At 40.8% G+C, this 24,485-nt stretch carries 24 protein-coding genes; 17 read left to right on the forward strand and 7 right to left on the reverse strand.

Features of this window, described 5'->3' with window-relative positions; translation table 11 throughout:
- The 6 genes from Q1R07_RS04810 to Q1R07_RS04835 form a co-directional block, all read right to left on the reverse strand.
- Nucleotides 1–1,326 (reverse strand): sigma-54 dependent transcriptional regulator (locus Q1R07_RS04810; RefSeq protein ID WP_300486546.1); only part of this gene is annotated, 1,326 nt, incomplete at its 3' end.
- An 89-nt stretch (nucleotides 1,327–1,415) separates the two neighbouring features.
- Nucleotides 1,416–1,877 carry an MAG6450 family protein gene (locus Q1R07_RS04815; RefSeq protein WP_300486549.1) on the reverse strand — a complete coding sequence of 154 codons (462 nt, stop codon included), beginning with the start codon at nucleotides 1,875–1,877 and terminating at the stop codon, nucleotides 1,416–1,418.
- Entirely contained in the window at nucleotides 1,861–2,337 is a 477-nt protein-coding gene (locus tag Q1R07_RS04820; protein WP_300486552.1) for a type II toxin-antitoxin system antitoxin SocA domain-containing protein, read from the reverse strand. The genes Q1R07_RS04815 and Q1R07_RS04820 overlap by 17 nt, the downstream gene beginning before the upstream one ends.
- Before the next feature lie 144 nt (nucleotides 2,338–2,481).
- Nucleotides 2,482–3,897: an alkaline phosphatase gene (locus Q1R07_RS04825; RefSeq protein WP_300486555.1), complete on the reverse strand. Its 1,416-nt coding sequence runs from the start codon at nucleotides 3,895–3,897 to the stop codon at nucleotides 2,482–2,484.
- Between the two features lie 124 nt (nucleotides 3,898–4,021).
- Nucleotides 4,022–5,230, reverse strand: coding sequence for a diaminopimelate decarboxylase (gene lysA / locus Q1R07_RS04830; RefSeq protein WP_300486558.1), 1,209 nt, complete (start codon nucleotides 5,228–5,230; stop codon nucleotides 4,022–4,024).
- A gap of 290 nt (nucleotides 5,231–5,520) precedes the next feature.
- Nucleotides 5,521–6,546 carry a GntG family PLP-dependent aldolase gene (locus Q1R07_RS04835; protein ID WP_300486561.1) on the reverse strand — a complete coding sequence of 342 codons (1,026 nt, stop codon included), beginning with the start codon at nucleotides 6,544–6,546 and terminating at the stop codon, nucleotides 5,521–5,523.
- A 49-nt stretch (nucleotides 6,547–6,595) separates the two neighbouring features.
- Between Q1R07_RS04835 and prfB the strand changes: the two genes are divergently transcribed.
- Nucleotides 6,596–7,703 (forward strand): peptide chain release factor 2 gene (gene prfB / locus Q1R07_RS04840; RefSeq protein ID WP_300486564.1). Its coding sequence is split into 2 segments (ribosomal slippage): nucleotides 6,596–6,658 and nucleotides 6,660–7,703, totalling 1,107 coding nucleotides; the frame shifts between segments, so codons are not numbered across the junction.
- A gap of 103 nt (nucleotides 7,704–7,806) precedes the next feature.
- On the opposite strand, the gene Q1R07_RS04845 is transcribed toward prfB, so the two are convergent.
- On the reverse strand, nucleotides 7,807–8,877 hold the full coding sequence (locus tag Q1R07_RS04845; protein WP_300486567.1) for an endonuclease: 1,071 nt from the start codon (nucleotides 8,875–8,877) through the stop codon (nucleotides 7,807–7,809).
- Between the two features lie 235 nt (nucleotides 8,878–9,112).
- On the opposite strand from Q1R07_RS04845, the gene Q1R07_RS04850 reads away from it, so the two are divergent.
- The 16 genes from Q1R07_RS04850 (at nucleotide 9,113) to Q1R07_RS04925 (ending at nucleotide 24,424) form a co-directional block, all read left to right on the forward strand.
- Complete coding sequence (locus Q1R07_RS04850; protein ID WP_300486570.1) at nucleotides 9,113–9,634, forward strand: hypothetical protein; 522 nt, start codon at nucleotides 9,113–9,115, stop codon at nucleotides 9,632–9,634.
- Between the two features lie 200 nt (nucleotides 9,635–9,834).
- Nucleotides 9,835–12,024: a glutamine synthetase III gene (locus tag Q1R07_RS04855; RefSeq protein ID WP_300486573.1), complete on the forward strand. Its 2,190-nt coding sequence runs from the start codon at nucleotides 9,835–9,837 to the stop codon at nucleotides 12,022–12,024.
- A gap of 305 nt (nucleotides 12,025–12,329) precedes the next feature.
- Complete coding sequence (locus Q1R07_RS04860) at nucleotides 12,330–13,148, forward strand: hypothetical protein (protein ID WP_300486576.1); 819 nt, start codon at nucleotides 12,330–12,332, stop codon at nucleotides 13,146–13,148.
- 66 nt (nucleotides 13,149–13,214) lie between these two features.
- A complete protein-coding gene (locus Q1R07_RS04865) occupies nucleotides 13,215–13,697 on the forward strand; it encodes a hypothetical protein (RefSeq protein ID WP_300486579.1) in 483 nt (160 codons plus the stop codon).
- A 10-nt stretch (nucleotides 13,698–13,707) separates the two neighbouring features.
- The gene (locus Q1R07_RS04870) at nucleotides 13,708–14,424 is read left to right on the forward strand and encodes a CsgE family curli-type amyloid fiber assembly protein (protein WP_300486581.1); all 717 of its coding nucleotides are present in this window, start codon (nucleotides 13,708–13,710) and stop codon (nucleotides 14,422–14,424) included.
- A gap of 16 nt (nucleotides 14,425–14,440) precedes the next feature.
- On the forward strand, nucleotides 14,441–14,893 hold the full coding sequence (locus Q1R07_RS04875; RefSeq protein ID WP_300486584.1) for a curli production assembly/transport component CsgF: 453 nt from the start codon (nucleotides 14,441–14,443) through the stop codon (nucleotides 14,891–14,893).
- A 1-nt stretch (nucleotide 14,894) separates the two neighbouring features.
- The gene (locus Q1R07_RS04880) at nucleotides 14,895–16,331 is read left to right on the forward strand and encodes a CsgG/HfaB family protein (protein ID WP_300486587.1); all 1,437 of its coding nucleotides are present in this window, start codon (nucleotides 14,895–14,897) and stop codon (nucleotides 16,329–16,331) included.
- An 11-nt stretch (nucleotides 16,332–16,342) separates the two neighbouring features.
- A complete protein-coding gene (locus tag Q1R07_RS04885; RefSeq protein ID WP_300486590.1) occupies nucleotides 16,343–17,830 on the forward strand; it encodes a carboxypeptidase regulatory-like domain-containing protein in 1,488 nt (495 codons plus the stop codon).
- Between the two features lie 138 nt (nucleotides 17,831–17,968).
- Entirely contained in the window at nucleotides 17,969–18,796 is an 828-nt protein-coding gene (locus Q1R07_RS04890) for an OmpA family protein (RefSeq protein ID WP_300486592.1), read from the forward strand.
- Between the two features lie 83 nt (nucleotides 18,797–18,879).
- Nucleotides 18,880–20,058, forward strand: coding sequence for an AIR synthase related protein (locus Q1R07_RS04895; protein ID WP_300486594.1), 1,179 nt, complete (start codon nucleotides 18,880–18,882; stop codon nucleotides 20,056–20,058).
- A gap of 86 nt (nucleotides 20,059–20,144) precedes the next feature.
- Nucleotides 20,145–20,585 carry a hypothetical protein gene (locus Q1R07_RS04900; protein ID WP_300486597.1) on the forward strand — a complete coding sequence of 147 codons (441 nt, stop codon included), beginning with the start codon at nucleotides 20,145–20,147 and terminating at the stop codon, nucleotides 20,583–20,585.
- A 3-nt stretch (nucleotides 20,586–20,588) separates the two neighbouring features.
- Entirely contained in the window at nucleotides 20,589–21,152 is a 564-nt protein-coding gene (locus Q1R07_RS04905; protein WP_300486600.1) for a Crp/Fnr family transcriptional regulator, read from the forward strand.
- Nucleotides 21,153–21,220: 68 nt separating this feature from the next.
- The gene (locus tag Q1R07_RS04910; protein WP_300486603.1) at nucleotides 21,221–21,547 is read left to right on the forward strand and encodes a multidrug efflux SMR transporter; all 327 of its coding nucleotides are present in this window, start codon (nucleotides 21,221–21,223) and stop codon (nucleotides 21,545–21,547) included.
- A gap of 105 nt (nucleotides 21,548–21,652) precedes the next feature.
- Nucleotides 21,653–22,396, forward strand: coding sequence for a class I SAM-dependent methyltransferase (locus tag Q1R07_RS04915; protein ID WP_300486606.1), 744 nt, complete (start codon nucleotides 21,653–21,655; stop codon nucleotides 22,394–22,396).
- A gap of 9 nt (nucleotides 22,397–22,405) precedes the next feature.
- Complete coding sequence (ruvX, locus tag Q1R07_RS04920) at nucleotides 22,406–22,822, forward strand: Holliday junction resolvase RuvX (RefSeq protein ID WP_300486609.1); 417 nt, start codon at nucleotides 22,406–22,408, stop codon at nucleotides 22,820–22,822.
- 105 nt (nucleotides 22,823–22,927) lie between these two features.
- Nucleotides 22,928–24,424: a malate:quinone oxidoreductase gene (locus Q1R07_RS04925; protein ID WP_300486612.1), complete on the forward strand. Its 1,497-nt coding sequence runs from the start codon at nucleotides 22,928–22,930 to the stop codon at nucleotides 24,422–24,424.
- Nucleotides 24,425–24,485: the final 61 nt, after the last annotated feature.

Genomic DNA, 24,485 nt, shown 5'->3' on the forward strand with positions numbered 1-24,485 from the left:
GCGGTAGAGCGTTGTTAGCGCAATATTGAGTAATCGTGCTGTTTCGGTTTTGTTTCCGTTGGTATGATTCAGCACTTTTTGGATGTGTATTTTTTCGGCTGCAGCCAATGAAAAAGCAGATAGGATCGTAGTAGTGTCATTTCCGGTTTCATTTTGCAATTGCTGTAATTCCAACGGCAAACTACTAGGGGTTAGCGCTGTTTCGGTTTCCAGAATCACACTTCGCTCGATGATGTTTTTTAATTCACGTATATTACCGGGCCAGGTATGCCGTTTTAAAAGTTGCAGACAATCGTCGGAAATGGTTTTGATTTTTTTATTGGTTCGGATGCTAAAAAACTGAAGAAAGTTTAGAGCCAGTTGATCAATATCGGAAGGGCGGTCTTTTAAAGCCGGAAGCGGAATCTGAAACACGGATAATCGGTAATATAAATCCTGTCGGAAGTGACCGTTTTCGATTTCTTTGAGCAGGTTTCGATTGGTGGCGGCAATGATACGTACGTTTACTTGGGTTACTTTACTTTCGCCCACTTTAATAAACTCCCCGTTTTCGAGTACGCGTAAAAGCTTGGCCTGTAAATCCAAAGGCATTTCGCCGATTTCATCAAGGAAAATCGTACCGTTATGGGCTTCTTCAAATAGTCCTTTTTTGTCTTTATTGGCTCCGGTAAAAGCACCGGCGATATGACCAAACATTTCACTTTCCAACAAGTCATGACTAAAAGCCGAACAGTTAATTGCGACAAAATTTTTATTTTTTCGTTCTCCGGATTGATGAATCGCCTGTGCGAAAACTTCTTTTCCGGTGCCGGTTTCACCGGTTAGCAACACGGTTGTATCGGTTACAGCGACTTTTTTGGCCAGTTCGATCGCTTGCAGTAACGTTTTTGAATTTCCAATGATGCCGTCAAACGAAAATTTAGTTTCCAGTCGGGCTTCCAGTTGAGCAACCCGTTTGGTTAGTGCGCTTTTTTCGATTGCCCGGTGCAACAACGGAATGATCTTATTGTTATCGTCACCTTTTACGATATAATCGAAGGCTCCGTTTTTAATCGCCTGTACGCCATCGGGAATATTCCCGTAAGCGGTAAGCAGAATCACCTCGACATTTGGATATTTTTCCTTGATTGTTTGAGTGAGTTCCACACCATTGCCATCGGGAAGCTTTACGTCGCATAGAACAACATCAATTGGATTTTGCTCCAGTTTTTTTAAACCGGATTTACAATCGCCAGCCTGGAAGACTTCAAAATTTTCCAAACCGATAATGCGCGCCATCAAGGAACGCAGTTTTTCTTCATCGTCTATGATCAGTATTTTTTTCAAGGGAAAAGGCTTAAATGCAAAGCAAAGTTATTAAATAAGCCAATACGGTAAGAAAAGTAGGCTCTATTAGCGCAATAAAAAAATTAAGACTAATGGGTGATCTTATGTTCCCGGTCTAACCAACATAGGTAGAAAACGGATTTATTTCTAAAACCGTGTACTCTTTTTTTTGCATCGACTCTTAATTCGAACAACGTTATATCCTGTGATAGCTTATTTTTGAATTCGGGATTTGGATATTTTTTTACGGGTATGATCGTGTAAGCGATTCCGTTTTTTTGAATTTTTCTGGCAGTAGCATATACTTGTGTCCAGGTATATTGATGCACTTTTTTATAGAAATTCCAAAAATCATTCATGTCTTGTTTGGACCAGTCTGAAAAACACTGATAGCCATTTTGCAGGTGTAAAAAAGAAATGATTAGTTTTAAATCATCACCATTTTCATTCGTTCCGATCAAGTGTGTCGCCGTTTTGTTGATATAGGTTGTTTCCGTATTTGTTTTTACAGCGTCTTTATTGATATAGGAACTTTTATGCTGTTTTGGCATTGTTTAAATCCGAATAAAAACGTTCCATAGTTTGGTGTGTGATTATGGCATTGGAGCGTTCCCATTCATTAAGATTGGCTCGGGCATCGATCCATGGTTTTTCGGAATGGGTTAGGGCTTCTAAATACGTAGCAGAATGTTCATTATAAATTTCAAAAACTTCATTTAAAAGTTTTTCTGTTTCTACATTGTCAAATACGATCTTTTCCAAATTAATACCGGAAGGATCTATCCGATCATTTCTCAGGATATATGAAAAACGGGAATATTGACTAGGAACAACCGGCCCGTGCGCCCATGCCTGAATTTCTTCTTTAAATAAAGGCGTTTTAAAGATTGCTAAATGCCATGCCTGACAATAATAAAGGAGTTTTTGTAATTTCAGAGGAGAAATAGTATCACCGGCATTGGTGTTCACTTTTGAGATAATCCAGTCTGCAATTTGTTTACTCGTTTTCATATTATAAAGGTACAATTTTTCAATTTACATTGACCAGACTAAATTGCAGCGTCTTATTTTGTCTTTCGTTTGACTTTTTTAATACTAAAAAAACCTGTCCAATCTCAAAGATCGGACAGGTTTATAAATCCGGTTTTTAGCGGATTAGAATTTATTTTCCACTTCTGCTGCCTGAAGCATCAGATAGTGTAAGTCGGTATTTTTTACAAATGGTTTTAGTAAATCGCTACCCGGACCAAACATGGCCAGCTCTACATAATCGGCGGAGTGATCCATACTGATCCAGCCCACAGAGTTTGTTTTTTGCTGCATTTCGGAAAACGCTTTATACGGTAACTTTTTGTAGTTGTACAAGCCGTCTTCCTTATGTAAGCCGTCGTAATAGCTTAAAACGGTTTTGGCATCCTCATCGGTTATCGTCTTACCGTTGGCATGTTCGATAATGTCGTGAACCTGTTTTACCGTCGATTGCGGACTAATGGAGTTTAGAATCCACTCGTTGGTTTGGGTATAGTTCTGAATGCTGTCGAAGTTCGCATTGGCGTATTTACCATAAATCACACCCGGATTTGCATTTCCGTGATCGGTTGTGATGATCACTAAGGTTTCCTTATCTTTTTCGGCAAAATCGATGGCCACTTTTACAGCTTCATCAAATGCCACCTGATCGTAAATCAACGCACCGATATCGTTGGCATGTGCCGCCCAATCCACTTTTCCGCCTTCAATCTGCAGTACAAAACCATTTTTATGATTCTTCATGCGATCGATCGCTTTTTGTGCCATTTCGGCTAAAGTCGGGATATTTTCGGTTAATTCTTTGCTGCTTTTACGGTCGATGCTATACGGTAAGGCATCATCATAAAACACACCCAAAATCGGTTTATTGGTATCGGCGGCCAGCATTTCGTTACGGCTACGCGCTACCTGATATCCTTTGGCTTTATAAGCCGCATACATATCTTTTTTATCTTTTCGGATTTCAGGGCTGAAATAATTGTTTCCACCACCCATCATGATATCAAATCCCAGGTCCAGATATTGTTCGGCAATATCTTCCTGTGCATTACGACTTTTGCTGTTTACACAAAAACCGGCCGGAGTAGCATGCGTAATCGGAACAGTGGTTACACAACCCGCCATTTTTCCGGATTTTTTAAATTTTTGCCAGATCGGCATATGTATTTCTCCATTAGGGCCTACGTTAAGCGAACCGTTATTTACACGGAAACCACCACCCCAGGAAGAACTTCCCGCAGAAGAATCCGTAACGATCGAACTCGCCGAAGCGGTATCCATCAACGCACGGTTGATACGGCTGTCGCGGTATAACTGTAACCAATTGGAACCGTGACCCATTTTGCGATTCAGGTATAAATCGGCCATATTTAAAGTTCCGGTACTCATTCCGTCGCTTACCAGGAAAATGATGTTTTTTGCTTTTTTATTTTTTCGAACCGTGTCAAATTCAAGTGTATTGGAAACGGCATCCAGTGGATTTACCAAAGCAGCGCCTAAAGTAAAAATCGAACCGTTTCTGAAAAATCTCCTTCTGTCCATGTTGTATAATGCTGTAATTAGGCTCCAAAGGTAAAAAACAATTGGTTAAGCCGTTTTATCTTAGTGTTATTTTAAGTAAAAAGAGCCTTATTATGAGGCTCTTTTCTTAATTTGATTCTTATTTTTATTCAAAATCTACAATAACCTGATTGCGGATGATGTCTTCGAAAGTTTCCCGCTCGCGAATCAGGTGCGCTTTTCCGTTATACCAAAGCACTTCGGCCGGACGGACTCTCGAATTGTAATTGGACGCCATCGAAAAACAATAGGCGCCGGCATTGCGGAAACACAGGATATCGCCTTCTTTGATTTCGGAAATCCGACGGTTACTGCCAAAGGTGTCGGTTTCACAGATATAACCCACAACGGTATAAAAACGCTCTTTCCCTTTTGGATTGGAGATGTTTTCGATATGATGTTGCGATCCGTAAAACATCGGACGAATCAGGTGGTTAAAACCACTGTCGATACCCGCAAAAACGGTTGAGGTGGTTTGTTTGACCACATTTACTTTAGCCAGAAAATAACCGGCTTCGCTTACCAGAAATTTACCCGGTTCGAAAGCCAGCGTAAGCTCGCGACCGTATTCTTTGCAAAAAGTATTAAAACGACGGGACAATTTTTTACCCAGTTCTTCGACATTGGTTTCGATATCGCCTTTTTTATACGGTACTTTAAAACCGCTTCCGAAGTCGATAAATTCCAGTTCTTTAAAATGACTGGCCGTTTCAAATAAGATTTCGGCCGCATATAAAAACACCTCGATGTCCAGAATATCCGAACCGGTGTGCATATGAATCCCGTTGATGTGCATTTGTGTATTTTCGATAATCCGTAGCAAATGAGGTAGCTGATGAATCGAAATACCGAATTTACTATCGATATGGCCCACGGAAATATTCGAGTTACCACCCGCCATGACATGTGGATTGATTCGGATACAAACCGGAGTGGTTGGATGTTTGGCTCCGAATTGTTCCAGAATGGATAGATTATCGATATTGATCTGAACGCCCAGTTGTGCTACTTCCTCGATTTCTTCCATCGAAACCCCGTTAGGCGTATAGATGATTCGTTCGGGTGTAAAGCCTGCAAGTAAGCCTAACTGTACCTCCTGGATAGATACCGTATCAAGCCCCGATCCCATCTTCTTCAGTAGCTTAAGAACAGATAGGTTCGACAATGCCTTGACTGCATAATTAATGCGCAACTTTTCCACCTTGGAAAAAGCATTGGTTAAACGTTGGTACTGTGATTGCATTTTTTCGGCGTCGTATACATATACAGGACTGCCAAATTCTTCCGCTACTGAAAGTAAATGATTGATTTGCATGCGCTATAAAATTTGTTAATAATAACAAATATAAAAATCATCCGGTTTGCGTTGGAGTTGGTGTGAATAATTAGTAAATAAGTTGAAAATGCTGAAAAAAAGATAGTATTTCGATTCTTTTACTGTTTTTTATTGTTGAAATGATAATGAATTTCCGGATTTAATAAAAGGGTAGTGTGTAATCATGACTTTGAAATGTCGTTGATTTAGAACGATTTAGTCAGATGAAATAAAAAACCGCTAACAGTGTGATACTTTTAGCGGTTGTAATTGTAATATAACAAAAAGTTTTAAAATGTCATTTTCTGTAAGGTTTCCAATACATACGAATGCATCACTTCGCGATAATCAAGGTGTGTTACGAGACGTAATTTTCCTTTACCCATCGAACTGATAAAGATGTTTTTCTGTTTTAGCTTTTCGATGATAGCATTCTCGTTATACTGTGGTTTCACCGAAAAAATAAGAATATTGGTTTCCACGGGTTCTACTTTGGCTACCCAGGGTAAGTCCTTTAAAACCGAACCGATTTGTCGGGCTCTGCGGTGATCTTCTTCCAGTCGGCCAACATGATGTTGCAGGGCATAAAGACCCGCCGCTGCCAGATAACCGGCCTGACGCATACCGCCACCAAAGATTTTACGAATCCGGAGTGCTTTATGTATATCCTCACGGCTTCCCAATAATACCGATCCTATCGGAGCACCCAAACCTTTGGACAAACAAACCGAAATCGTATCGAATAACTCGCCATATTGTTTCGGATGCTGACGTTTGGCTACCAAAGCATTCCACAAACGGGCGCCGTCCAAATGGTATTTCAGACCATGATCGCGACAAACCTGTCGAATGCGTTTTAATTCTTCAATATCATAACAGGCACCACCGCCTTTATTGGTTGTGTTTTCGATGCTGACCAAACTCGTTAACGGACTGTGGTAAAATTCCGGATCGTTGATGTTGGCTTCCACCTGACTGGCGGTTATCATACCGCGGTCACCATCAACAAGACAACAGGAAACCCCGCTGTTAAAGGAAGCACCACCACCTTCGTAATGAAAAATGTGGGACCATTTGTCACATATAATTTGTTCACCGGGATTGGTGTGTAATTTTATTGCGGTTTGATTGGCCATCGTTCCGGAAGGGAAAAAAAGCGCAGCTTCCATTCCGAACAGATCCGCTACGGTTTCTTCCAATTCGATCACCGTGGGATCCTGCTTATACACGTCGTCACCCACTTTAGCCCGGAACATTTGCTGTAGCATTTCGGGAGTAGGCTTTGTAACGGTATCGCTAACTAAATTTATTTCCATATATTTAAAAAGGAATGTCTATTTTTGCGGGTATAAAACTACGATATTTATGGTAAATACCGAACAGATTAAGGATATTATTGAGCGCCTTGGTGCGTTAAGGAGGTATCTTTGACATCGATAAAAAACAGATAGAGATTACCAACGAAGAAGAGAAAACCTTTGCACCCGACTTTTGGAATAACGCCAAAGAAGCGGAACTTATTGTTAAAAATATCCGTTCCAAGAAAAAATGGGTAGACGATTATGAAAAAGGTGTCGCTTTGGCCGAAGAACTGCAGATCATTCAGGAGTTTTTTAAAGAAGGCGATGCGACCGAAGAGGAGTTGGATCAACAATACGAACTGACCAATACGCATATTGAAAACCTGGAATTCCGAAACATGCTTTCGGACGAAGGAGACAGTATGAGTGCCGTACTTCAGATCACAGCCGGAGCGGGTGGAACCGAAAGTTGTGATTGGGCTGCCATGCTGATGCGAATGTATCTGATGTGGGGGGAAAGTCAGGGCTATAAAATCAAAGAACTAAACTTCCAGGAAGGCGAGGTTGCTGGTGTCAAAACCGTAACCCTTGAATTTGAAGGTGATTATTCTTTTGGTTATTTAAAAGGAGAAAATGGTGTACACCGATTGGTGCGTATATCGCCTTTCGATAGTAATGCGAAACGACATACTTCCTTTGCATCGGTTTATGTTTATCCGTTGGCCGATGATACGATCGAAATCGAGATTAGTCCGTCGGATATTTCGTGGGAAACGATGCGTTCGAGTGGTGCAGGAGGACAAAATGTAAACAAAGTGGAAACGGCGGTACGTTTACGTCACCATCCAACCGGGATTATTATTGAAAATTCCGAAACCCGTTCGCAATTGGATAATAAAACCAAAGCGATGCAGTTGTTAAAATCGCAATTGTATGAAATCGAATTGAAAAAGCGTCAGGCCAAACGAGACGAGATCGAAGCCAATAAGATGAAAATCGAATGGGGATCGCAAATCCGAAACTATGTGATGCATCCGTATAAACTGGTAAAAGATGTTCGAACCGGTTATGAAACCAGCGATGTTGACGGAGTGATGGATGGCGAACTGGATGAGTTTTTAAAAGCCTATCTGATGATGATGGGACAAAAAGATACCACCAATAATTCTTAAAAAATACTGCCTCTAACACCTGACAGGTTTCCAAAACCTGTCAGGTGTAAAAAGGAAAGTATACAAATAAAAAAGGGCTACATAGTGTAGCCCTTTTTCTGTATTAGTTGATGATCACTTTTCTGGTAGTAGACTGATTCTCGGCAGCCATTTTTACAAAGTAGAATCCTTGTGGTAAGTTTTCCAAGGTATAGGTACCTTGGTTTCCGGTAGGATTTTTGATTTGTTGTAGTATTTGTCCGTTAAGGGTAATCAGTGTGATTTCGTCCAATGCTTTTTCCGATTGAATAGCAATACGGTTGGTATTCGACGGATTCGGATATACTGTAACCGATGCTAAGGCATCGAAAGTATCGGTAGCCAGTGCCTGACCCCAGATCATTGCTACATATTCTGGATGATCAATATAAGGATTACGATTGCCCTGAAAAGCATAAATCGCATTGTTACGGGCAATTTCACGCGGACTTACCGGATCCTGATTGTGCCAGGTTAATAATATATTTTTAAACCAGTTGCTCAGTGCCTGATTGCTGGTGTTATTAAGCATCGCATGATTCCAGGTGGCTACTTTATCTTCATAACGGGTTACGAAATACAACAAACAACGGGCTACATCTCCTTTAAACTCGTCGATCGGTTCAAAGACTTTTCCGGAATATCCAGAGGTAGTATTATTTCCTAATTTCGAACCGTTTCTAGACGTCCAGGTCGGGTTGCTTACTATTCCAAATGGATAATTGCTACGCATACCGTTTACTTTTCCATCGGTTGGTAAGATATGGTGTGCATCCGATACCATTGGCGAAGCTTCGTTAAAAACACTTTGTGGCATTAAGTGCTCGCGGTTAAAACAATCACCTTCATTGGCATAGTTTCCACAACGGTCACCAGTAACAGTCGCAGAATAATTGTAAAAATCCGGGCCATCCGGTTTTTCAGAATAGATATCCAGAATAGTACCGTCGTTTTCATAAAAATAATCGCGATCGGATGTCTGGTAACAGGTGTAAAGTGCATTGTAGCTTTTGGCGCTATGTCCTTTAATGATGTTGTACAACTGCGTTTTTAGTGTATAACCCGTTCCGGTGGCGGAATTGTAATACCCTTGAGGAATCTGGGCAAACGAGGTTACTACCGACATTAAAAATGCAGATAGGTAAATTTTTGTCATAGTGGATTAATTTTGGACGGCAAATGTAAGTTGTTTATCCGGGAGCGAAAAGAATTTTAACTGTTAAAGTTTTTTAAAATAATAAGAAGTTAAATGATTGGGCTTTAAATTATTAGTATACAGATTTGAACGTTTTGGAAATATTTATAGGAATAACGGCTTATGATAACGTGGCGATAATTTTTGGCCTGATTATTGTCTTATATTTGTTATAACTTATAAAATCAAAATAAATATGAAAAAGATAATTCTACTTTTAACCGTTGTAGCCGCTTTTGTAATTCAGGGATGTGAAGGGCCGGAAGGGCCACAAGGACCTACAGGACCTCCGGGTGATACGATTAGTGCCGTTTATGAATTTCAGAATGTTAGTTTTAGTTATAACAGTACGGATGGCTATGTTTTTTACCGACAAATACCAGGAATGTACCAATCGGATGTAATGTTGATTTATCGTATGAATGGTACCGTTAATTCCACGACACCAATTTGGCAACAGATTCCAAGAACCTTATACCTGCCGCAGGGAGAATTGGATTATGATTTTGATTTTACCAGAACGGACTTTAATATCTATGCCGGCGGAAATTATGATTTATCGTTAACTCCGGCTTATCTTACCAATCAGACATTCCGAGTGGTGATTGTTCCGGGCTATTTTGCTAATAAAGGAGGGAAAACAGTTGATTACTCCGATTATAATGCGGTGATCAAAGCGTATAATATTGATGATTCAAAAGTGAAAGTATTAGAATAAATGTATTACAGTATATAAAAAAGGAGTCGTTTGACTCCTTTTTTTGTTTTTAAAATTGTTTTTACAGGGGTTTGTTGTTGAGAAATGTATTTATTTTTGAATACACCCCTAAAAAAATAGGGGGTGATTTGTTTTTGAATTAAAAAATAATATAAATTTGCAGGGTAAAACAACTAATACAAACAAACAACACAACTTTTATGTCAACATTTCGTTTTCAGGCTTTAAAAGAGGCAAGCAGTAGAAAACCGGTAGCGGTAGAAGAACTGGAGAAAAAATCACTGATTTTTGGAAGTAATGTATTTAATGATAAGGCGATGCGTCAGTTTCTGACCAGTGAAGCATATCAGGCGGTAAAAAATGCAGTCCAGCACGGAACAAAAATCGACAGAAGATTGGCCGATTATATCGCATTGGGAATGAAAGAGTGGGCGTTATCAAAAGGAGTAACACACTACACACACTGGTTTCAGCCGTTAACAGGAACGACAGCCGAAAAGCACGATGCTTTTTTCGAAACGTCGTTTGACGGAAGCGACCCGGTAGAAAAATTCGGAGGAAGTCAGTTGGTACAACAGGAACCGGATGCGTCCAGTTTCCCGAACGGAGGAATCCGAAATACCTTTGAAGCCAGAGGATACACAGCTTGGGATCCAACATCACCGGCTTTTATTTTCGGAACAACACTATGTATTCCAACTGTATTTATTTCGTATACCGGAGAAGCACTGGATTATAAAACGCCTTTATTACGTGCCTTACATGCCATTGATCAGGCAGCTACAGATGTGGCGCGTTATTTCGATAAAAACGTTAAAAAAGTAACACCAACTTTAGGTTGGGAACAGGAATACTTTTTGGTTGACAGTGCTTTGGCGGCTTCAAGACCGGACATTCTGGCAACCGGAAGAACTTTATTAGGCCATACATCGGCCAAAGGACAACAATTGGAAGACCATTACTTCGGATCGATACCAACCCGTGTATTAAACTATATGAGGGATTTGGAAAACGAATGTATGTTATTGGGAATCCCGGTAAAAACACGTCACAACGAAGTGGCTCCAAACCAGTTTGAGCTGGCGCCAATTTTCGAGGAAACCAATTTAGCGGTTGATCATAACTCGTTATTGATGGATGTAATGCAAAAAGTAGCAGAGCGTCATTATTTTAAAGTGTTATTCCACGAAAAACCATTTAAAGGTGTAAACGGATCCGGAAAACACAACAACTGGTCTTTGGCAACCGATACCGGAGTGAACCTGTTAAGTCCGAGCAAAACGCCAATGAGCAATTTGCAATTCCTAACCTTCTTTATCAATACCATCAAAGCGGTTTATAATAATGAAGAATTGGTACGGGCTTCGATTGCTTCTGCAAGTAATGATCATCGTTTAGGTGCGAATGAAGCGCCGCCGGCTATTATTTCGGTATTCATTGGTCAGCAACTAACAAAAGTATTGGAAGAGTTGGAAGGTGTTTCAAAAGGAAAACTATCACCGGAAGAAAAAACCGATTTGAAACTAAACGTAGTTGGAAAATTACCGGATGTATTTTTGGATAATACCGACCGAAACAGAACCTCACCGTTTGCATTTACCGGAAACAAATTTGAATTCCGTGCGGTAGGATCATCGGCCAACTGTGCCAACTCGATGACGATTTTAAATACCATCGTGGCCAAACAGTTAAAAGACTTTAAAATCGAGGTGGATAACCTGATCGAAAATAAAGACATGAAAAAAGATGATGCGATCTTCAACGTATTGAGAGAGTACATCAAACAATTCAAAAAAATCCTTTTCGAAGGTGACGGTTATAGCGAAGCCTGGGAACAGGAAGCGGCCAAAAGAGGACTAAGCAACCATAAAACAACTCCAAAAGCTTTAAAAGCGAAAGTATCCAAAGCGACATTGGCGTTATTTGAAGAAATGGGCGTTATGAATCATGTGGAAATGGAAGCCCGTTACGAAATCGAATTGGAAGAATATGTGAAAAAGATCCAGATCGAAGGACGTGTTTTAGGTGATATTGCCCGTAACCACGTAATCCCTACAGCGATCCGTTATCAGAACACTTTGATCGAAAACGTAAAAGGATTAAAAGAGATTTTTGGAAAAGAATTTGAAACTATCGGACGCGAGCAAATTGGCTTGATCAAAGAAATTTCAGAGCACATTGCAGCAATCAATGCCAAAGTGGAAGAAATGACCGAAGAGCGCAAAAACGCCAACGAACTGTTGGAAGTAGAAAAACAGGCTGAGGCGTATTGCGAAAAAGTAAAACCATATTTTGATGTGATCCGTTATCACAGTGATAAACTGGAACTTTTGGTCGACAATGAGATTTGGACACTAACCAAATATAGGGAGTTACTTTTCACCAAATAAGGTTAGAAATCAATATATTAGTAAAAATAAGCCTCCGGAAACGGAGGCTTATTTTGTTAAAAAACAGTGCTTTTTATCCGGTTTTTTCTTCCGCTTATAGAAAATCGGGTGTTTTTACGAATAAAGTCAAATGGCTGTCTTTTAGCAAAATATAAAATGGCTATCTTTGAAATGGAAAATAACCACAATTTTCCGGACTTTCAAAACAACATTTCCACATGTCGCAACCGACATAAAGGATACCCACGTATCGTATTGCTTCCTCATAATAGAAATGAAATTTTAACCAATTAAATATTTTTATTATGAAAAAAGTGATTTTTGGCATCTCCGCGATGCTGTTAACCGCAGGGGCATTTGCCCAATTTAATTTAAGCACTGTAAGCCAGACCGGAATCGGAAACATGTCGAATGTAAACCAGGCTGGACTTTTGAATATTTCCGATGTAGATCAGTTGGGATTTTTCAACAATTCTGATGTACATCAATTGGGAATTTTAAATGGTTCCGATGTCGATCAGGTAGGATGGGGAAATGACGCCAGTGTAACACAATGGGGTATTTTTAACCAATCATCCGTTTATCAGTTGGGCGCTTTTAACGATGCCACTGTAACGCAAATCGGTATTGCCAATAGTTCGGATATTCAACAAATCGGAATTGGAAACGATGCTTCCGTAATGCAAGTTGGAACGCTCAATGACGCTAATGTATTACAGGTTGGAGCCGGAAACGACGCTGCTGTGATTCAGGTAGGTACTGCCAACGTAGCCGATCAGACTCAGCTTGGAGTAGATAACACCGCTTTGGCTGTTCAGGCCGGAACCGGAAACCATTCAACACAAATGCAAGTGGGTGAGGATAATACGGCTATTGCTTTCCAAACCGGAACCGGTAACCAATCTTACCAATTCCAGTTAGGCGACGATAATATGGCGGTTCACACTCAGGACGGATTCTATAATATGGCAATAACTACTCAGGCCGGCGACGCCAACTTATCTTTAATTAATCAGGATGGTGCGTTAAACTTTGCCTGGACCAATCAAACCGGTTTAGGACAAATGAGTTTTGTAAACCAGGCTGGTATTGCTAACGTATCTTTAGTAAACCAATCAAATTAATCCCATAGAAAAGAGGAGAGGTAACTGCAAAGCGATCTCTCCTTTTTCCTCCTAAATAACAATGCCATGAAAAAGACGGTAACATACGGATTGCTGATGGTTTTGTTTTCCTGTAACCTTCAGGCGCAGGACGAGCAGGATTTTAAACAATTCGGACTGCAAAAGCAGCAGGAAGCCGCACAAAAGGCTCAAAAAGAAAAAAATGTTGCTGGAAATAATACGGTAACGATTCAGCAGGTTGGTTATCAGAATTATACCAACATAGCCGTTAAAGCCCAACAATCCAACATCGATGTAAAGCAGTTGGGAAATCAAAATAACCTGGATCTGTATAAAAATGCCAGGGAGATCAATCAGTCATTGATTCAGAAAGGAAACAACAACAACATCAATGACTTTTCCGCCAATCCGTATAGCGCGAGCAACAATCAGATACTCCAATACGGAAACAATTTGAATTATACCAGTTACGGATCGAATTCGATATCCGATGACATGAAAATCATCCAAAGAGGGAATTCCGGATCCATACTTATCTTAAACCGATAACAGCGCCATCATGAAACCAATCTACCCACTTTTAGTACTACTGTTTGCCTTTTCATTTTCCGGTTATACTCAGATTATGAACAAAGAGGTTAAAGCCAAAATCGAAACTTCCGAATTAGAAAATATGCTGTCGGTTACCGGAACGGCCGAAAATGTAACGGAAATACACAAAAGTTTGCGTTACAAACTAACGGTCATCAAAAAGAATAAAAGAAGTAAAAACCTTTCGAACAATTCGCAGGACGGCCGGTTTACACTGGCGCCAAACGAAAAAAAAGTACTGTCCAAAACCCAGGTCAACATTTCCAAAGAAGACGAAACCATTCTGTTGTTACTCATCTATGATGAAAACGATAAGATTATCGGAAAAGACCGTATCGTGGTAGGCGAAACCGATAAAGCCGAACAACCTGCCGATGGACTGGAACTGATGGGAATTGTATCGGACGAAACCAAGACCAAGTTTGGAAAGGAATTCTACGACTATTTCTACGGGAAATATCAGGAAAAAAAACTCAATACCCGTAAAATCGTAAAAGTAGAAGAAGAACTTAGTTTCGGACGCACTACCCGAATCCGGGTGGTCATTGATAATGATTTGATAAACGAATTTGTTTCGCGACCCGATGAGGATTTCCTGCTCTATATGGCCGAGGATTCCATCGCAAAACTGATCAAATATTTTCAGGATGTCGAAAAACAAAAACAATATATAACACAGTATTAATTCTAGCTTTTGCAGTATGAAAACAATCGTTTTTTTAGTGATGATGACGCTTTCCGGAGTGTATGCAACGGCACAGGATCTGGTTTACAAACCGATAAATCCGGCCTTTGGAGGCGACACCTTTAATTACCAGTGGTTACTCAATTCTGCCGATTCGCAGAACAAGTTTAAAGAACCGACAAGCGATTTGTACAAACCGCAGACAGAATTGGAACGATTCAAAGAAAATTTAAACAACCAGTTGTTAAACTATATATCGCGTTCACTATTTCAGCAACAATATGGCGACGGTACCACAACAGGAGGTACCGGAACGGGAACGGGCACAGGAACCGGCGGACTTCAGCAGGGAACCTATGTTTTTGGAAGCCTTTCGGTCGAAATATACCCGTCTAATCTCGGTGTCGTCGTGAACATACTCGATATCACAACCGGCGAACAAACTCAAGTAATCATTCCAGGGAATTAATATGAAAAGAGCACCATTACTTTCGTTATTACTGGTACTAACCTTATCGGGTTGCGGCGCCTATTTTAACCAACCGGTTGGCGTCGAAAAAGCCGCCATCGGAGAGCCAACCCCGTCGACCAGTGCCTTAAAATCGCTACCGCCTCCTAAGGAACCGGTAGTGATCGGAGTCTATAAATTTAGAGACCAAACCGGACAATACAAACCCACCGAAACGGGAAGTACTTTTAGTACGGCTGTTACGCAGGGGGCGACCTCTATCCTGATAAAAGCATTGGAAGATTCCAAATGGTTTACGCCCATTGAAAGGGAAAACCTGGCAAACCTGATGAACGAACGCAATATTATCCGTTCTACCCGACAGGAATACAACAAAGATCAGAATGCGCCCGAAATGCAATTGGCACCTTTGCTGTATGCCGGTGTATTATTGGAAGGCGGCGTGATTTCATACGATTCGAATATTATTACCGGTGGCTATGGCGCCCGTTATTTTGGCGCAGGCGGATCGACCCGTTACAAACAGGATCGGATTACGATTTACCTACGTCTGGTGTCGACTTCAAACGGGAAAATATTGAAAACGATTTATGTTTCGAAAACAATCCTGTCGCAATCGGTAGATGCAAGTCTGTTTCGCTATGTCGATTTTAAACGATTGTTGGAAGTGGAAACCGGATTTACGAAAAACGAACCGATCCAGATGGCGATTACCGAAGCCATCGAAAAAGGAGTGGAAGGACTTATTATCGAGGGAATCCGCGATAATATCTGGGAAGCCAAAGCACCCATTGCAAAGTTAACCGAGTTGATCAATAATTATGATGCGGAAAAACAGGAAGCCGATGTCTCCGCATTATACGGTCGGCATTTCACGGAACGTCGGGCGCGTTATGGCGTTGAAATCGGAGGCGGAACAACTTTGATCAACGGCGATTATCCGAATGCCGAGTTAAAACCGATGATCCGCGGTGGATTAAAATATTTTTTCTGGCCGAATTTTAACCTGAGTGCGACCTTAAGTCCGTCGTGGTTTGGGAATAAAAACTACCTCGATGTGGGCTATCTCATCGGTGATCTGAATTTCGAGTTATTGGTTTTACCCTACGACCGGTGTACGCCTTATATCTACGGCGGCGGCGGAATGGGGATCAATAGTGCCTACGAAAACCTGCATACGAAAATACAGTTTGGACTGGGCGTGGAGTATCTGCTGACGGATAACTTCGGTATAAAACTATACGGCGAAAACAATATTACCTTTTCGGATAAAGTCGATTATCTGGTGATGGGAAAAAGAGACGATTATTATTGGCGTTTTGGAGCCGGGATTACCTATTATTTTCCAAAACAAAAGTATCCCAATAAAGCAATTAAGAAACATGTAGAAGAAAGTAAACGCGCTACAGGTTATACCAACGGCTTTCCGGAAAACTAAAAGAAAGGGATATGAAAATAGTAATCAGAATAGGACTGTTGCTAATGCTTTTTGGGATCGCATGGTCCTGCAGTCAGGAAGAATTTATTGAAAAAGGACAGGGAATTGTCAAGGGAAGAGTGGTCGAATCGGAAACTTTTACACCCATTCCCAACGCCCGGGTATCGTCCAGTCCAAGTACCAGTACGGTTTTTACCGATTCGTCGGGTTATTATACCGTGACGCAGGTTAACGAAGGCGATTATTCGTTCGAAGCCCGAAAAGACGGCTATATTGCCAAATTTGAAGCCGTACACGTCAATACCGGCGGAACCACCGAGATGGTCTTTGAACTGGTCAAACAACAGCAGGCCAATTTGCCGCCAACGGTTCCGGTTTTGACCACACCAACCGATAATGCATTGGATCAGTCGCTGGAAGTGACGCTTAAATGGACGTGTACCGATCCGGAACAGGATGCGATCACCTACAAAGTTACCTTGCGAAATGACACCAATAATAATGTCGTGACGTATGATGCTATCACGACGACCAGTTTTACGCTGACGAACCTGAATTATAGCACCAAATATTACTGGCAGGTTACGGCAAACGATGGTATTAATGCGGATGTGAATAGTCTTACAAGTTCCTTCCGGACCCTGATGTTTCCGAATGCCCGTTATCTTTTTGTGCGGAAAGCTGGCGATAACAATGTAATTTTTACAGCCGATGATTCCGGAAATGAATTGCAAATCACTTCGGATGCAACCAATAGCTTCCGACCACGCAAAAATACACAGGCCAACAAAATAGCCTTTATCAGAACCACCGGCGGACAAGGGCATATTTATACGATGCGACCCGACGGTTCCAGTGAATTCAAAGTAACGAGCAATGTACCGGTGGCTGGATTTAATCTGGATTATTATAATTATTGCTGGCGCGCCAATGGTAGTCAGCTGATTTACTCCAATTTCGATAAATTATACCGAATTAACGCAGACGGAAGTGGTTTAATCCAATTATACCAAACACCGAATGGGAAATTTATATCGGAATGTGACTGGAGTTACGACGGCAATCGTATTGCGCTTAAAGTGAATGATCTTAGCGGTTATAATGTTGAAATTTATGTGATTGATATGTCCGGAAATGTCGTAGCAAATGTGTTATCCGGTGTTAATGGTGCCGCCGGAGGCTTGCATTTGTCGGTAAATAATACCAAACTGGTATTTACCAGAGACGTTTCCGGCTACCAAAGCAGCGACTACCGCCAATTGGACAACCGAATATTTATGTACGATTTTACAACCAATGCAACCACCGAAGTCGCGGTGCAACGCCCGGCCGGATACAACGATCTTGATGTGCGCTTTTCACCAAATGAAGCCGAGTTGATCTTTGTGAGTACGTCCAACGATGGCGTATCGCCGCGCACGATTACAAAATATACGATGGGAACATCGAATTCCCGGACAACACTGTTTAGCAACGGTGTGATGCCCGACTGGAAATAAACGTCCACCTCTTTCTTTTTGGTAAAGGCGTGTCTCTTGAATATTCGGGATGCGCCTTTATTATTTTCGCGAATAAAACATCGGAATACTTTTAAAATTCACCGGAATATCGTTAATTCGTTACAGTAAACTACTGAAATGAAAACGTTTTTAGCCCTTTTTCTTTTCCTTACGGCTGCGTTTAGCGCATCGGCACAGGAATCATTTGTTGTCTATTTCGAAAGTAACAAACACGAACCAAATAAAAAAGAAATGCTCCGACTGGAAAGTTGGATGCAACAAAATGCCACATCCAAAATCGTCGCGATTAACGGATTTACAGACGAAGATGGAACCACGGCCTATAACGATACGCTGGCTCAGAAACGGGTGTCCTATATTTATGATCTGGTAAAAGAAAAAGTGAAAACCCGGGACGATTTTAAAACCCGCAGTTTCGGAGAAAGTCATAAACAATCTAAAATTAAAGCCGAAAACCGGAAAGTAACCATCCATTATATCCTGGCAAAAGACCTGTCGCGGGAAAATGAAATATTAGGGATTAAACCGGTTACACAAGTGCAAAGAGTCGGATTACCATTGGATGCATCACTGGAATTACAGGTACAACGTGCCGCAGTAGGAGATAAACTAAAACTGGAGAATCTTAATTTTTACGAAAATACCTTTGCTATTTTACCCGAATCCCGACCGAAAATGTTTGAATTACTGGAGATCATGAAAAAGAATCCGAAACTAAAAATCCAGATTCAGGGACATATCTGCTGTATGCCAAACGATCGGGCCGATTTGTCGACCAAACGCGCCAAAGCCATCCGAATGTTTTTAGAAGCACACGGAATCGACAAAAGCCGGGCGACCTTTAAAGGATTCGGAAGTACGCAACCGATCAATCCACTACCGGAAAAAAATGAAGAAGAACGCGCGGCCAACAGAAGAGTGGAAATTGAAATCATAGAAAACTAAGCGGAATATTTTCAAATCCGCATTTTTTTCAAATTCCACATTTTAGAGTATCTTTGCGGGACAACAACACACACAAAAAATACATGAGTTCTGATACGAGTAAACGTTACAGTTTAAGAGGCGTTTCTGCCGCCAAAGAAGATGTGCATAATGCCATTAAAAACATTGATAAAGGGCTCTTCCCGAAAGCATTCTGCAAAATAGTACCCGATTACCTGACCAATGACGACGATTATTGCTTGATCATGCATGCCGACGGTGCCGGTACAAAATCCTCATTAGCGTATTTATACTGGAAAGAAACCGGTGATATGTCGGTTTGGAAAGGCATTGCGCAAGATGCTTTGATTATGAATATCGACGACCTGTTATGTGTGGGAGCGGTCGATAACATTATGCTGTCGTCTACCATCGGACGAAACAAAAACCTGATTCCGGGCGACGTAATTTCGGCCATTATCAACGGAACAGAAGAACTGATCACCGAATTAAAATCGTTTGGCGTAACCATTCATTCCACCGGAGGCGAAACCGCCGATGTAGGCGATTTGGTTCGTACCCTGATTGTCGATTCGACCGTAACGGCACGAATGAAACGCGCCGATGTGATCGATAATGCCAATATTAAAGCCGGTGACGTAATTGTTGGTTTGGCTTCTTTTGGACAGGCAACGTACGAAACCGAATACAATGGCGGAATGGGAAGTAACGGACTAACATCGGCTCGTCATGACGTATTCCATAACTATCTGGCGCAAAAATACCCGGAAAGTTTTGATGCTTCCGTACCCGAAGATTTGGTGTATTCCGGAAATGTAAAACTAACGGATACAGTTGAAAATGCACCGATTGATGCTGGAAAACTGGTTTTATCGCCTACGCGTACCTATGCACCGGTGATCAAAAAAATACTGGAAAAATACAACGCCGCTCAAATCCACGGAATGGTACATTGTAGTGGTGGCGCACAAACCAAAATCTTACATTTTGTAGAAAACCTACACATTATAAAAGACAATCTGTTCCCGGTACCGCCTTTATTTCAATTGATTCAGGAGCAATCCAAAACCGATTGGAAAGAAATGTATCAGGTGTTCAACTGCGGTCACCGTATGGAATTATACGTACCGGCCGAAATTGCCGAAGACATTATTGCGATTTCCAAATCGTTTAATATTGAGGCACAAATAGTAGGACGCGTAACAGCATCCGAAACCAAAAAGCTAACGATAAACAGCGAATACGGACAATTCGAATATTAATAAAATACCAAAAGAATCCCTCAAATGAGGGATTTTTTTATAGGGAATACCGCTAAAAGAAATATCTTTGAGGAAACAAATCGACTATGAAAATCAACTTAAAAACAGGAATAGCCGAACTGGTTTTCGGAATGAAACAAAAAGATGTGGAAGCGGTTTATGGGAAACCGGATCGTCAGTATAAAGACGATGACAACAACATCATTTACCTGTATAACGACAATTATATGCGCCTTACGTTTTATGAAGAGGAAGACATGAAATTGGGCTATATCATCTGTTCAGCTCCCGAATTGGAATTATTTGAGCATGAACTTATAGGGGGTGATGCTATATCAGTACAGGAAGAAATGATAGAAAAAGGAATCAAAGATTGGGAAACCGAAACATTTGATACGGTGGATAACATATTCAACGAAAGCAACTGGCTGATTTTACAATCGGAATTTGGAAAAATCATCCGTGTTGAGGTGGGTGCGATTATCAACGATAAGGACGAATTCGACTGGAAATTCAAATCAAAATAGGCGATGACAGCCACAGAGATTGTACAATCCATCCATCCGCTGCCGGAAAAATCCCTGCAAAAAATCCTCGACCGATTGTCGGAAGTTGCCTATCCAAAAGGGCATTATCTGATTGAAAGCAATAAAATCGAAAACGATATTTATTTTATCAAAAAAGGAATGGCGCGGGCATTTTGTTATACCAGCGATACCGAAGTAACCTTTTGGTTTGGTCGGGAAGGAGGGGTTGTACTGTCGTTTAACAGCTATATCTTTGGAAAAACAGGATACGAAACAATAGAATTGCTCGAAAATGCCGAATTGTACCATATTAAGGCATCTGAGTTAAAAGCTTTGTACGAAGAAGATATCCATATCGCCAATTGGGGGCGAAAACTCAGCGAATACGAACTGGTCAAAACGGAAGAACGACTCATTTCCCGTCAGTTTAAATCGGCTTTAGAACGCTATGAAGAATTGATAAAAGGCGATCCGGAGTTATTAAACCGGGTATCCTTGGGACATATTGCGTCCTATTTGGGCGTAACTCAGGTCACTTTAAGTCGGATTCGAGCCGAAATTCGGTAGCTTTTTTATCATTTGTTAAAAAATAACCGACTAAAAAGACAGAATTTTGCGGTCTAAAAGTAAAGTATATGAACTGGATTTTAATTGTTATCGCCGGACTGTTTGAAGTAGGATTCGCTTCTTGTCTTGGAAAAGCCAAAGAAACCACCGGAAATGAATCCATTATGTGGTATTCCGGATTTTTTATCTGTCTAACCATTAGTATGTTGTTATTGATCAAAGCAACACAAACCTTACCAATTGGTACAGCCTATGCCGTGTGGACTGGAATTGGTGCGGTTGGTACCGTATTGGTTGGTATTATTATTTTTAAAGAACCGGCCGATTTTTGGAGAATGTTCTTTATTGTTACCCTGATTGCCTCAATCATCGGATTAAAATACGTATCCCACTAAAATCGAAAACTTTAAGAAATATTTAAAGCCGTCTTCCCTTTAATTTCACGTTGTTGGAAGTAACTTTGTATAGCACTAGGTTTTATAGTGCTTAAAAAAGAAGAGATGAAAGACAATTTTTCGAAAATAGCAGCAGAATATGCTGTTTTCAGACCGGGATATCCACAAGAAATTATCGACTATATAGTATCGTTGGCGCCACGTACGGAACAGGCGTTGGACATGGCTACGGGAAACGGTCAGTTGGCCCGGAAGTTAGCCTTATATTTTGATCAGGTGTATGCGACCGATATCAGTGCACAACAAATTGAAAATGCCGAAAAAGCAGCCAATATCACCTATAGCCTACAACCGTCTGAAAAAACCGATTTTACCGATAAACAATTTGATCTGATTGCGGTAGCGCAGGCGATACACTGGTTTGATTTTAATACGTTTAACAAAGAAATTTATAGAATCCTGAAAAACGATGGGATTTTTGTAGTGTTGGGTTATGGATTACTAAAAACAAACCCGAAAACCGACGCTATTATTAAAAAACTATATAAAGAAATTTTAGGCGAATACTGGGATAAGGAAAGACGTTATATCGACGAGAATTATAAAACAATTCCATTCCCGTATGAAGAAATCAAAACCAGATCGTTCGAAAACCATTACGAATGGGATTACGAGCAATTGTTGGGTTATTTGGGCACCTGGTCGGCGGTACAGCATTATAAAAAACAAAATCAAGCCGACCCGTTGGAGCTTATCCGCAAAGAACTGAAAACATCCTGGAAAGAAAGCGATAAAAAAGTAACATTTCCACTACTTTTGCGGATAGGAAAATTACAGAAAACACTTTAACGAATAGTTATGCCGAGAATATTAGCCATAGATTACGGACAAAAGCGAACCGGAATAGCGGTAACCGACGAATTGCAGATTATCGCATCGGGACTTACAACCGTTCCTTCGGAAGAGGTAATTGCATTTTTAAAAACGTATTTTGAAAAAGAAGATGTGTTAAAAGTACTGATCGGGGAACCCTTACAAATGAACGGTCAGCCGTCTGAAAGTACCCCGATAATCGAAGCTTTTGTAGCCCGGTTTAAAGCGGCTTTTCCCGACATGAAAGTGGAGCGGGTGGACGAACGTTTTACGTCAAAAATGGCTTTTCAGACCATGATCGATAGTGGATTAAAAAAGAAACAACGGCAAAATAAAGCCCTTATTGATGAGATTTCTGCAACAATTATGCTTCGGGATTATCTAACTCGAAAAATGATTTAGAAAAAAACTATAATTTACTAAAAGTGCATTTTGCATTGTAAAGGTTGGGAAAAAGTGATAGTTTTTCAAACTTTCTAAAGTAACTTTGCACTTTAAAATACTGCGATGACTACTACAATACAAAAAACTGAGGCCGATGTGGTCTTAATTGGAGCAGGAATAATGAGCGCAACATTAGGACTACTACTAAAAGAACTACAACCAAACTTAAAAATTGAAATCTTTGAACGTTTAGATGTTGCGGCTGCCGAAAGTTCGGATGCCTGGAACAATGCCGGAACAGGGCACTCAGCGTTTTGTGAATTGAACTACACACCGGAACTGGAAGACGGTTCCGTAGAAACCAAAAAAGCCGTAAAAATCGTGGAATCCTTTGAAGTTTCCCGACAATTCTGGGCCTATCTGGTAGAACAGGGATTACTGGATAATCCGGAAAGTTTTATCAGAAGTGTACCGCATATGAGCTTTGTTTGGGGAGAAAAAAATGTAAAGTACCTTAAAAAACGATTTGAGGAACTACAAAAATACCATCTTTTTAAAGGAATGGAATATACGGAAGACCAGAACCAGATTCGCGAATGGGCTCCGTTGATCATGGAAGGCCGTAAAGGAACTAAAAAATTGGCGGCGACTTCGATGAAAATCGGTACCGATGTGAACTTTGGAGCGTTAACCCGTAGTATTTTTAATCATCTGCAAAAGCAGGACGGTGTAAAAATGCACTTTGTCCACGACGTAAAAGACCTTAAAAAGTACGAGGATGGAAGCTGGAAAGTAAAAGTAAAAGACGAAACCAACGGGCAGAAAAAACGGGTAAAAGCAAAATTCGTTTTTATCGGAGCCGGCGGTGGATCGTTATTATTACTGGAAAAAGCGAATATCCCGGAAGGAAACGGTTTTGGCGGATTCCCGGTAAGCGGGCAATGGTTAAAATGTGTGAATCCTGAAATCATCGAAAAACACCAGGCAAAAGTATACGGAAAAGCATCGGTTGGAGCACCGCCAATGTCGGTTCCGCATATCGATACCCGTATGATCGATGGTAAAAAAGCCCTGTTATTCGGACCTTATGCCGGATTTTCGACTAAGTTCCTGAAAAATGGATCATATTTCGATTTGGCGCAATCCATCAAATTAAACAATATCAAACCGATGCTTTCAGCCGGTATTAAAAATATTCCGTTGACAAAATATTTAATTGATCAAGTGTTTCAGTCTTCGGAAGACCGTTTAAAAGCGTTAAAAGAATATTTACCGGATGCGAAAAAAGAAGACTGGGTATTGGAAAATGCCGGTCAGCGTGTACAGGTAATTAAAAAAGACAAAGAGGGAAGAGGTGTCTTGGAATTCGGAACCGAAGTAGTGAATGCAGCCGACGGTACACTGGCGGTATTGCTGGGTGCTTCTCCGGGTGCTTCGACTACCGTTTCGATCATGTTGGATTTGTTAGGACGTTGTTTCCCGGAACAATTGGCAACTCCGGAATGGCAATCCAAATTAAAAGAAATGATTCCTTCTTATGGTACTTTATTAAATGATCAACCGGAATTGGCTGATACATTACGCGCCCATACGGCTAAAGTGTTAAAACTGGAAAATTAGACTATAGTTTATTAAAGGAATAAAAAAACGGTACTGTTATAATAGTACCGTTTTTTTGTTG

The sequence above is a fragment of the Flavobacterium sp. genome, assembly GCF_030146175.1.
In the GTDB taxonomy this organism is placed as follows: Bacteria; Bacteroidota; Bacteroidia; order Flavobacteriales; family Flavobacteriaceae; genus Flavobacterium.

Coding starts and splice junctions, on each gene's coding strand:
- Q1R07_RS04815 (WP_300486549.1), bottom strand. CDS start 1,877: ATGCCAAAACAGCATAAAAGTTCCTATATCAATAAAGACGCTGTAAAA.
- Q1R07_RS04820 (WP_300486552.1), bottom strand. CDS start 2,337: ATGAAAACGAGTAAACAAATTGCAGACTGGATTATCTCAAAAGTGAAC.
- Q1R07_RS04825 (WP_300486555.1), bottom strand. CDS start 3,897: ATGGACAGAAGGAGATTTTTCAGAAACGGTTCGATTTTTACTTTAGGC.
- lysA (WP_300486558.1), bottom strand. CDS start 5,230: ATGCAAATCAATCATTTACTTTCAGTAGCGGAAGAATTTGGCAGTCCT.
- Q1R07_RS04835 (WP_300486561.1), bottom strand. CDS start 6,546: ATGGAAATAAATTTAGTTAGCGATACCGTTACAAAGCCTACTCCCGAA.
- Q1R07_RS04845 (WP_300486567.1), bottom strand. CDS start 8,877: ATGACAAAAATTTACCTATCTGCATTTTTAATGTCGGTAGTAACCTCG.
- Q1R07_RS04850 (WP_300486570.1), top strand. CDS start 9,113: ATGAAAAAGATAATTCTACTTTTAACCGTTGTAGCCGCTTTTGTAATT.
- Q1R07_RS04855 (WP_300486573.1), top strand. CDS start 9,835: ATGTCAACATTTCGTTTTCAGGCTTTAAAAGAGGCAAGCAGTAGAAAA.
- Q1R07_RS04860 (WP_300486576.1), top strand. CDS start 12,330: ATGAAAAAAGTGATTTTTGGCATCTCCGCGATGCTGTTAACCGCAGGG.
- Q1R07_RS04865 (WP_300486579.1), top strand. CDS start 13,215: ATGAAAAAGACGGTAACATACGGATTGCTGATGGTTTTGTTTTCCTGT.
- Q1R07_RS04870 (WP_300486581.1), top strand. CDS start 13,708: ATGAAACCAATCTACCCACTTTTAGTACTACTGTTTGCCTTTTCATTT.
- Q1R07_RS04875 (WP_300486584.1), top strand. CDS start 14,441: ATGAAAACAATCGTTTTTTTAGTGATGATGACGCTTTCCGGAGTGTAT.
- Q1R07_RS04880 (WP_300486587.1), top strand. CDS start 14,895: ATGAAAAGAGCACCATTACTTTCGTTATTACTGGTACTAACCTTATCG.
- Q1R07_RS04885 (WP_300486590.1), top strand. CDS start 16,343: ATGAAAATAGTAATCAGAATAGGACTGTTGCTAATGCTTTTTGGGATC.
- Q1R07_RS04890 (WP_300486592.1), top strand. CDS start 17,969: ATGAAAACGTTTTTAGCCCTTTTTCTTTTCCTTACGGCTGCGTTTAGC.
- Q1R07_RS04895 (WP_300486594.1), top strand. CDS start 18,880: ATGAGTTCTGATACGAGTAAACGTTACAGTTTAAGAGGCGTTTCTGCC.
- Q1R07_RS04900 (WP_300486597.1), top strand. CDS start 20,145: ATGAAAATCAACTTAAAAACAGGAATAGCCGAACTGGTTTTCGGAATG.
- Q1R07_RS04905 (WP_300486600.1), top strand. CDS start 20,589: ATGACAGCCACAGAGATTGTACAATCCATCCATCCGCTGCCGGAAAAA.
- Q1R07_RS04910 (WP_300486603.1), top strand. CDS start 21,221: ATGAACTGGATTTTAATTGTTATCGCCGGACTGTTTGAAGTAGGATTC.
- Q1R07_RS04915 (WP_300486606.1), top strand. CDS start 21,653: ATGAAAGACAATTTTTCGAAAATAGCAGCAGAATATGCTGTTTTCAGA.
- ruvX (WP_300486609.1), top strand. CDS start 22,406: ATGCCGAGAATATTAGCCATAGATTACGGACAAAAGCGAACCGGAATA.
- Q1R07_RS04925 (WP_300486612.1), top strand. CDS start 22,928: ATGACTACTACAATACAAAAAACTGAGGCCGATGTGGTCTTAATTGGA.